This window comes from Massilia mucilaginosa, assembly GCF_011682145.1.
GTDB lineage: Bacteria > Pseudomonadota > Gammaproteobacteria > Burkholderiales > Burkholderiaceae_D > Telluria_A > Telluria_A mucilaginosa.
In genome coordinates this window covers 1-278 of record NZ_WHJH01000377.1, presented here as the reverse complement: position 1 = coordinate 278, position 278 = coordinate 1, and the positions used below count along the sequence as shown (strand labels likewise).

Below are 278 nucleotides of genomic sequence, written 5' to 3'. Positions count from 1 at the left end.
CCAGAAGTAGGTAGCTTAACCGCAAGGGGGGCGCTTACCACGGTAGGATTCGTGACTGGGGTGAAGTCGTAACAAGGTAGCCGTATCGGAAGGTGCGGCTGGATCACCTCCTTTCTAGAGTTGCACCGGTCTATAGAGACCAGTCACCAAACGTCCACACTTATCGGCTGTCAATCAAGAAGAACAGCGTTTGAAAGCGCAAACCCAAGCATCCGTGCTTAGGTTTGATCTTTCAGAGATTAAAAGCTGTTTCGTTCTTTAACAATCTGGAAGAAGTA

1 rRNA gene is annotated in these 278 nt (G+C 48.6%); it reads left to right on the top strand.

The window, feature by feature from the left end:
- Positions 1 to 114, top strand: a 16S ribosomal RNA gene (locus F2P45_RS35245); the annotation flags it as partial.
- Positions 115 to 278 lie beyond the last annotated feature (164 nt).